The organism is Spirosoma sp. 48-14 (genome assembly GCF_001898575.1).
GTDB lineage: Bacteria > Bacteroidota > Bacteroidia > Cytophagales > Spirosomataceae > Spirosoma.
This window is the reverse complement of record NZ_MKUD01000021.1, coordinates 1-9,719: the sequence shown is the minus strand read 5'-3', so window position 1 is coordinate 9,719 and position 9,719 is coordinate 1. Positions and strand designations below refer to the sequence as shown.

At 50.3% G+C, this 9,719-nt stretch carries 4 protein-coding genes; 3 read left to right on the top strand and 1 reads right to left on the bottom strand.

Annotation, left to right across the window (positions count from 1 at the left end; translation table 11 throughout):
• Positions 1-119: 119 nt before the first annotated feature.
• A complete protein-coding gene (locus tag BGO59_RS12855; protein WP_293684022.1) occupies positions 120-1,415 on the top strand; it encodes a HEPN domain-containing protein in 1,296 nt (431 codons plus the stop codon).
• A gap of 208 nt (positions 1,416-1,623) precedes the next feature.
• Here BGO59_RS12855 and BGO59_RS12850 read toward each other — a convergent pair whose 3' ends face one another.
• Complete coding sequence (locus BGO59_RS12850; protein ID WP_293684021.1) at positions 1,624-1,908, bottom strand: toprim domain-containing protein; 285 nt, start codon at positions 1,906-1,908, stop codon at positions 1,624-1,626.
• 288 nt (positions 1,909-2,196) lie between these two features.
• On the opposite strand from BGO59_RS12850, the gene BGO59_RS12845 reads away from it, so the two are divergent.
• Together BGO59_RS12845 and BGO59_RS12840 are read left to right on the top strand one after the other, a co-directional pair.
• A complete protein-coding gene (locus tag BGO59_RS12845) occupies positions 2,197-2,331 on the top strand; it encodes a hypothetical protein (RefSeq protein ID WP_293684020.1) in 135 nt (44 codons plus the stop codon).
• A 203-nt stretch (positions 2,332-2,534) separates the two neighbouring features.
• Positions 2,535-8,915, top strand: coding sequence for an FG-GAP-like repeat-containing protein (locus tag BGO59_RS12840; protein ID WP_293684019.1), 6,381 nt, complete (start codon positions 2,535-2,537; stop codon positions 8,913-8,915).
• Positions 8,916-9,719 lie beyond the last annotated feature (804 nt).

The following is a 9,719-nucleotide window of genomic DNA, read 5'->3' as shown; positions in this document are numbered from 1 at the left end:
GAGGGGTTCGAAATGTGGAATTCTTCTTATATCGGCTCACTCAGTTATATGCTTAATCCAAGTTGCTCCACAAGTATTGTCCTTGATCCCATATTGAACATTTGTATGTAAGTAAGATTATGACAGAAGAAAAGAGCTGGTTAGGAGAATGGACTTTTGAGGTGGAAAGTATTGGCGAGATAAAATTATTAGGAACTCTATCTTATTCTCCAAAAGATAAATTCATCTTAGAAGCGTCAATAAGACATGCTTCATCTATTAAAGATTTTCTTTTCTTAAATAGAATTAGTAGAGTAAAATATATAATAGGCCTAGATTATAAGACTCAAAAAAATATCACTCTGATAGATTGTCAATTAAGTAATGTAAATATTTCCTTTAATGGAGGTAGTTTTTTTAGAATTACCCCTACCTTTTTAATAGAAGGATTAGGTTATGACAATACGAAAAAGCCATTATTATTTCAATCGTTAATTATAAAATATAGTGGTCTAAATCAATGGCTTAACTCCCTATATCAATCTAAAATAAATACTATTGGTAAGAACAAAATAAGCATAACATATAAACGCAGTAAAAGTATTCATTGCTCTATAAATTCGCTATTAAATTTATCTATTCATTTTGATTTTTCTACTAAGCATGATAATAGTGATGATACAGGTTTATTTATTATAGACAATGTAAGCACAATCTTTAAGTCAAAACGCGGACAACTTGATATTGAATTATTTAACAAGTATAGTGAGCATCTACGCAGGCTTTTACAAATTCTTTATTATCAGCCTGCTTTTGTGTTAAATAGTATTGCAAAAAAAACAAAGGATACAGAAAATTACCCCATTTATTACAGCCAATCTCGTACAAAAAATTTCAATAATTACAAACTTCACGTAGGCTACCTATCCCATTATAGAGATTTGGTAAATTTTCCTGAAATTATCAAGAAATGGTTTATTTTTCGTGAGTCAGATGATTATACATATACAACATGGGTAGCCTCGAAGCATCTGTTTATTAATACTCCCTTTTCGGAAGAAGTTTTTTTAGAGAATGTAAGAGTTTTAGAAGTATACCATAAAGCAAAATATCCAAAACCTAGTAAGCGTCAAGAGAATAATACTCACCTAAGAGAAAGGATTGCTACTCTTCTCGACAAATTAAAAGGTCTAGTAGACCAAAAAGCATACGATAATTTTATTATTAATGAAAGTGATTTTATTGACATACTAATCGCTAATAGGAATTACTTAACCCATTATGGAGAGAATGCGACAACATCAAAAAATATTTTAACCGTACTTCAACTATATAGTTACGCCGTAAAATCTAGAATAATACTTTTATCTCTCCTCTTACATGATATTGGTATTGAGGCTAAGCAAACTTTTGGAAACCTAATAGCTCGGCATTAACAACTAAACTATCAAATTAATTAAGAGCCTTCAAAAAGCCGCCCAAAAGCCTACCCCAAATTCCTCGAAAGCTTCCCTAAAGCCTCCTTAAAGCCATCCCAAAGCCTAAACGCTATATATCTGACAAGTCCTCAAAAAGATCTACCCAAAATAGGCTAATCTTGCCCAAAGTCCTCGAAAAGTCCTCAGAAAGTCTTACCCAAAGTCCTCAAAAAGTCCTGCCCTTAGTCATATACTCATTGAAGTCTTTGAAGCCGTTATAGGTCTTGGAAAAATCTATGGCATTAGTGGTTGACAGCTTCAGTTTAGCAAAGGCTTTACGGCCTGCTTCGTCAGTATCCAGAAATGCGCTGATTTTGCCAAAGCGTTTCAATTCTGGCAAAACCTTGGGAAGATTCGTAAGAGAGTTCAAGACGATAACTGAGGCAGGTAATACGGATTGCTTATAATACTCCAAAGCAGAAAGAAAATCAAAGAAGCCTTCAAACAGCAAAACAAATTTATAACTATGGTCTGTATACGTCGTAATGCCTTTAAGAGAGAAGGAACCTTTGAAATAGGGATTTCGTATCTCATAGCCACCTGAATCATTGGGAAATCCTACTGCAAAGTATTGCTTACCTTTCGTTGTGTAATGGATTTCCCGGACGTAGTGAGAAGCCGTTTTCGATGAAATACCTCTGTTTTCTACATATTGAACGAGAGTGTTCAGTAAAGTGTGTCAAGTTGGATTGAACTAACTTGACACACTTTACTGAACACTCTCCAGAGCACCAGCTTTATGCGCGGATTCAGGCCCGCCCTGTCTTTACCTGCCAAAGCCCGGATGCTGGTAGTGGTCCCATCCCGTTCGGTTGCTGAAGTACAGCATGGGATGGGCTTTGACAATTCAACGTTTTTAGGTGGGTATTTTTGAAAATCTTCACCATTTTTCCCGAAATCTTCACCATTCTTTACCGTCTCGAAACAAGCCTCTCCCGCATTTCTGCGAATACCGCTATTTTCATGGATTTGTTTCAATGAACTTAAACTCGTTGACCGAGTCCGATGACTTTATCTTCTACCTATCCGAGAATAGCCTGTTGGGGTCTATACGTACCAAAGAAACGCCTAGACTACTTGGCGGACTGTTGTCGTCCGTTGAGTATGCTGGCGCTTCTCCTGATTAGCCTCGCTGCGCAGGCTCAAACCCTCACAGTATCGTCATTATCACCAGCGCGTAATGCCCGGTCAACAGCCCAAAACAGCAATGTTAACGTCACTCTGAGCGCCACCCCCGCCACTAGTTCTACCACAGCTCTGTCGGTATGGAGCCAGCAGGCTGGCGGCAAAAAAGTCGGTGCGGCCACTCGCTCTGGTAACACAATCAGCTTTAACCCCTCTGTCGACTTCAAGCCGGGGGAGGTAGTCTACGTCACCACCAGCACAGCCAGTGGGCTGGCCAAAGCCCAGGTATACCAGTTTACTGCCGCGGCCACTACAGGCCCCGCCACCTTCAGTGTCGGCTCTGAAGTAGCGGTGGGTACTCAGCCTTTCGATGCAGCGGTAGGCGATGTGGATGGCGATGGCGACCTGGACCTGCTCACCGCGAATTTCAGCAATGACTATGTAAGCATCCTGCTTAATGACGGAAGCGGCACATACAGCGGCACCACCAGCGTAACGGTGGGCAATAATCCTACTTGTGTGGCGGTAGGCGATGTGGATGGCGACGGTGATCTGGACCTGCTGGCCGCTAGTCAGTACAATAGTGTAAGTGTACGGCTCAATAATGGTAGTGGCAACTTCAGCGGCACCACCAGCGTACAGATGCTGACTCAACTGGTGAGTATAGTGCTGGGGGATGTGGATGGCGATGGCGATCTCGACCTGCTAGGCGCGAATCAGGGAAATGACAATGTGAGTGTTCGCCTGAATGATGGTAGCGGCAACTTCAGCGGCACGACCAACGTAGCGGTTGGTAATCAACCTGCCAGCGTCGTGTTGGGGGATGTGGATAGCGATGGCGATCTGGACATCATCACCGCGAACATACTCGATAGCAATGTGAGTATACGGCTCAACGACGGCAGTGGCAACTTCAGCGGCACCACCAACGTATCGGTGGGCCTTAATCCCCGCAGTGCGACGGTGGGCGATGTGGATGGTGACGGCGATCTCGACATCCTGGCTGCCAATTATGGCAGTACTACGGTGAGTGTACGGCTCAACGACGGCAGTGGCAACTTCACGGGCACCACCAACGTATCGGTGGGTGATCGGCCTATCCGCGTAACGTTGGGCGATATCGATGGCGATGGCGATCTGGACCTGTTTGTCGCTAATGCAAACAGCAATACGGTGAGTATGCGGCTCAACAACGGCAGTGGCAGCTTCAGTGGCACCACCAACATACCCGTGGGCACTACGCCGAATAGTGTGGCGATGGGCGATCTGGATGGCGACGGCGATCTCGACTTCCTCACCGCGAATGGTGGCAGCAACAGCGTAAGTGTGCGGCTGAATCAACCCATCATGGCCATTTCTTTGTCACCTGTTCGCAATGCCCGGTCTGCAGCCCGAAACACCAACGTCGCCATCACCCTGAACGCCCCCTTTGTTTCCACCACCGCCCTGTCGGTCTGGAGTCAGCAGGCGGGTGGCAAGAAAGCCGGTACGGCTACCATCACCGGAAATACGCTCAGCTTTGACCCCGCAGCCGACTTCAAGCCGGGCGAAGTGGTCTACGTCACCACCACCAGAGCCAGTAGTCTGGCTAAAGCCCAGGTCTACCAGTTTACTACCGCAGCAGCTACGGCCCCTGCCAACTTCAGTGGCAGCACAAGCATAGCGGTAGGCACTAGTCCGTTTGGTATGGCGATAGGGGATGTCGATGGCGATGGCGATCTCGACTTACTAACGGCCAACCAGCTCAGTGGTACTATAAGCGTGCGGCTCAATGATGGCAGTGGCACCTACAGCGGCACCACCAACGTACCTGTAGGTGATTCGCCTGTCAGTGTAGTGTTGGGCGATGTGGATGGCGATGGCGATCTGGACTTCCTGGCCAGCAATTCATACAACAATAATGTGAGTGTTCGCCTGAATAATGGGAGCGGCACCTTCACGGGCACGACAAACGTACCTGTGGGCAACGCACCTGCCAGCGTTGCGGTGGGGGATGTCGATGGCGACGGCGATCTCGACTTCCTCACTGCGAATGCGGACGGTAATAGTGTGAGTGTGCGGCTCAACGACGGCAGTGGCAACTTCTTGGGCACCACCAATATAGCTGTAGGGGCTACACCTCAACGTGTGGCGTTGGGGGACGTAGATGGCGATGGCGATCTGGACGTGCTCACCGCAAATTTCGGTGCCAATACGGTAAGCGTGCGACTCAATGACGGTAGCGGCAATTTCAGTGGCACGACCAACGTACCTGTAGGCAATAACCCGCGCAGTATGGCGGTAGGGGATTTGGATGGCGATGGCGATCTCGACTTCCTGACTGCCAGTTCAACCAGTAATTCCATTAGTGTACGGCTTAACGACGGCAGTGGCAGTTTCAGCGGCACGACCAGCGTAGCGGTGGGTGCCAACCCGTTTAATGTGGCGCTGGGGGATGTGGATGGCGACGGCGACCTTGACTTCCTCACCGCGAATGCGGACGGTAATACAGTGAGTGTGCGACTCAACGATGGTAACGGCAACTTCATTGATACCAGGGAGGTAGCCGTAGGCGCAAATCCTGTGAGTGTGGCGGTAGGTGATTTGGATAGCGATGGCGATCTGGATTTCCTGGCTGCCAGCATAGGCACCAACAGTGTGAGTGTGCTGATGAATCTGCCCCTCACGCTCGTATCGATATCACCAGCCCGGAATGCCCGGTCTGTAACCACCAACACCAATGTCGCTGTCACCTTGAGTACCACCCCTCGTAGTTTCCCCACCGCCCTGTCGGTCTGGAGTCAGCGAGCGGGCGGCAAGAAGACGGGGGTCGCCACTATCAATGGAAATACGATCAGTTTCGATCCCACGAATGACTTCAAGCCGGGGGAGGTAGTCGACGTTACCACCACCCAGGCCAGTGGGCTGGGTAAGGCTCAGGTCTTTCAATTCACTACTGCGGCTGCTCCTGCCACCGCCAACTTCAGTGGCGGTACAGAAGTGAGGGTGGGTGGTTATCCTAATAATGTGGCGGTAGGGGACGTAGATGGCGATGGCGATCTCGACTTCCTGACGGCCAATGTCACCGATAATAGTATAAGTGTGCGACTCAATAACAGCAGTGGTACCTTCGGCGCAGGGTCTACTGTTGCAGTGGGTAGATCGCCTGTCAGCATTACGATGGGGGATGTGGATGGCGATGGCGATCTCGACTTCCTGGCGGCCAATAAGCGAAGTAACTACGTCAGCGTTCGGCTCAACGACGGTAACGGTACTTTCACAGGTACTGCATCGGTGGGGGTAGGTTCGATTCCCCAACAGGTCACGGTGGGGGATGTGGATGGCGATGGCGATCTGGACTTCGTCACCGCGAATTACGACAGTGGCAATGTGAGCGTCCGACTTAATGATGGCAATGGCAACTTCGGTGGTGGTACCGATGTACCCGTAGGCTCTTCCTCATTGAGTGCCCCTGCCAGCGTGGCTTTGGGGGATGTAGATAGTGACGGTGATCTCGATTTGCTGACCGCTAATACGGGCTTTACCAGTGTGAGTGTTCGGCTCAATGATGGGAACGGCAACTTCAGTGGCAGCACTGAGGTAGAAGTAAACTCTTACCCTTCATATGTAGTGTTGGGGGATTTGGATGGCGATGGCGATCTCGACTTCATAACCGCCAATACAAATAGTAGTAGTGTGAGTGTTCGGCTCAATGATGGGAGCGGCAACTTCAGTGGCAGCACTGAGGTAGGGGTGGGCCTATATCCTTTTTATGTAGCGTTGGGCGATATGGATGGGGATAACGACCTGGACATTGTAGCCAATAGTGCCGAAAACAGCACAGTGAGTGTACGAGTCAATGATAGCAGTGGCAATTTCAGTGGTAGCACTGAGGTATCAACGGATTATGCTCCCACTCATGTGGCCTTGGGGGATGTGGATGGCGATGGCGCTCTTGATATACTAACCGCGAATCCTCTTATCAACAGGGTAAGCGTGCGGCTGAATCAGCCCATCCCCGTTACTGTTTCAGCTTTATCGCCAGCCCGTAATGCTAAGTCCGTAGACAGAAGCGCCAACGTCACGGTTACCCTGAGCGCCCCCCCCATCACGGGTTCTGCCAACGCCCTGTCGGTTTGGAGCCGGCAGTCGGGTGGTAAAAAAGCAGGCGTGGCTACTATCAATGGCAACGCCATCAGCTTCGCTCCCACAGCCAACTTCAAGCCGGGGGAGGTGGTTTTTGCCACCACCTCCCAGGCCAGTGGCCTGACCAAAGCCCACGTCTATCAGTTTACCACTGCAGCCGCAACAGCCCCGGGTGCGTTCAATGGTGGCACCAGCGTATTGGTAGGCACAAATCCTGCGGGTATAGCGGTAGGGGATGTGGATGGCGATGGCGATCTGGACGTCCTAACCGCCAACATCAGCAGTAACAATGTGAGTGTTCGCCTAAATGACGGTAATGGTACATACAGCGGTAGCACCAATATTGCACTGGCCAAAAATCCTTATGATATAACGTTGGGAGACGTCGATGGCGATGGCGATCTCGACTTTCTAGCCACGACTTTGGGTGATAACAAGGTACGTGTGCGGCTCAACAACGGTAGTGGTAACTTTAGTGGCAGTTCCGAGGTAGCCGTGGGTTCGATTCCTACCAGCCTCGCCTTGGGGGATGTGGATGGCGATGGCGATCTGGACCTGCTGACCGCAGATTTTAGTAATAATAGTGTGAGTGTACGGCTCAACGACGGCAGTGGCAACTTCTCGGGTACCACCACCGTAGCGGTGGGCTCTGGGCCTTTTAGCGTGGTGTTGGGGGATTTGGATGGCGATGGCGATCTCGACTTTGCCGCTACTAATTTGAATATTGACAATGTGAATGTGCGCTTTAATGATGGTCGAGGCAACTTCACCGGCAACACCAATGTATCGGTCGGTAAGACTCCCTATATCGTGGCGTTGGGGGATGTGGATGGCGACGGTGATCTGGACTTTGTATCCGCTAATTCGGGCAGTGATAATGTGAGTGTTCGGTTCAACAACGGCAACGGCAATTTCAGTGGCAGCACTGAGGTAGGGGTAGGCAGTGAGCCACGATGCGTAGCCTTAGGCGATGTGGATGGCGATGGCGATCTGGACCTGATAGCCGCTAATAATAACGGTCAATCGGTGAGTGTTCGGCTCAACAACGGTAGCGGCAATTTCACGGGTACCACCACCGTAGCGGTGGGTGTCAATCCTCAAATTATGACGGTAGGGGATGTGGATGGCGATGGCGACCTCGATATCCTGACCGCCAATTGGAGCGACAACAATGTGACTGTCCGGCTGAATCAGCTCCCGGCCGTTATCACGGCGAATCCTGCTTCCGCTACCGTTTGTGCGGGCACTACCACCCGCTTTAGTGTGCAGGCTACCAACGCCACTACCTATCAGTGGCAGGTTAGTTCAGGGGGTAGCTTCACCAACCTATCCAATAATGCCCTCTACAGCGGGGTCAACAGTGCCACCCTCACGTTGACAGGTGTTACTGCCAGCCTTAGCGGTAATCAGTACAGGGTGGTCGTGAGCAGTTCCAACTCGCTCAGCTCCACGGCGGCTACCCTAACGGTCAACACAGCCCCTACAGCCACTCTGGCGGCCTCGGGTACGCTCACCTGCACGAACACCAGTGTGACGCTTACGGCTTCGCCAACGGGGCAGGCCAGCTATGTCTTCAGCGGGGGAGCTACCCAGATTGGTAGTACCAACCAGGCTACTGTTTCACAGGCTGGCAACTACTCAGTGACGCTGACTGGCGTCAACGGCTGTTCGGCCTCCGCCACCCTCAACCTGAGCTACCTCAACTGCCCACCTACGCTGGCCAACGCAATCCCGCCCCAGTCGGTGACGCTAGGCCAGCCTTTCACCTATAGTATTCCGGCCAACACCTTCACCGATGCCGAAACACCCACCAGCCTTAGCCTGGCGGTGAATGGCCTACCGACTGGTTTGAGCTTTGTGTCTCCCAATACCATCACAGGCACCCTTTCCACCACACTGGGATCCCCCTTTGCGGTAACGGTGGTCGCCAGCGATCCATCAGGTGGTTCCATCACGGCCCTGTTGTCAATAAGTGTAGTCGATCCGGGTGGAAGCTGTGCCAGCCTGTATAGTGTAAAGGCAGGCAATTGGAATGACGCCAGCGTGTGGTCGTGTGGGCGAGTACCGCTGTTGACGGATGTCGTAACATTGAATCATGCGGTAAGTGTGCCAGCCAGTTATCAAGGTCAGGCCCTACGGGTAGTGTACGCGGTTGGGGGACGTCTGTTGCTGGGTACGAATAGCCAGCTACGACTGGATACTAACTAGTTTCTGAATATATAGAAGGTTGTGGAGTGAAGGGCGCCTGTCTACTCCACAACCTAGCCTGCCCGTAAGGAATCTTCAGGCGCAGATTCCCTGCTCCCGGTCGATAGCATCAGTCAGATAATCAGTATTCCTATAACAAGCTTACGGCTATTGGAAGCATACCCTGATCCAGAAGGCCATCTGCGCTAAAGCCCAGACGTTTGATGAGCATCTGCAACATCAAGGCCAACGCGTGGCTGGTCCTTTGGGATGAAAGTGTGCTAAAAAAGCCAGAAACGCTATCTAGTGAGGATATGGGGGCTGTTCGCAGTAATCCTCCCTTGGCTTAAACGTATTTGACCCGCGTGTTTCAATCTACCCGATGGCAATCATTATCGCTTACTCAATCAGGCAGGGGCCTCCATAAAGACCTGGGAAATCACTCGCGCAGCAGATGGTATTTGCCTATGCCCGTCGTTGCGGCCCCGGCGGGGCAGATTGAGGCCGCTTTCCGCTATAACAAACCGGAGCTGGCTTTAGCATCTCCTCGGTTGTGGTTTTCCCGCTTCGGCGGTTACCAGATAGAGCACCCCTCGCTCACGATCTCCGGCGGCTCGGTTTGAAGACCTGCCTGGTCAACTGCAGTGGAAAATCCACCCCCGCTACCCAAACGGCAAGGTATTGATGCGCTTCGATACCCAACGACCCAATCGACTGATACAGCCCCTGTTGCTGCCGGGCCGCCCTTTAGGTTTGTGTGCTGGTAATATTCCAAGAATTGGTCTTTTGCCAGTTGTCAACCAGAGAGGGCTACCCTACCGGGCC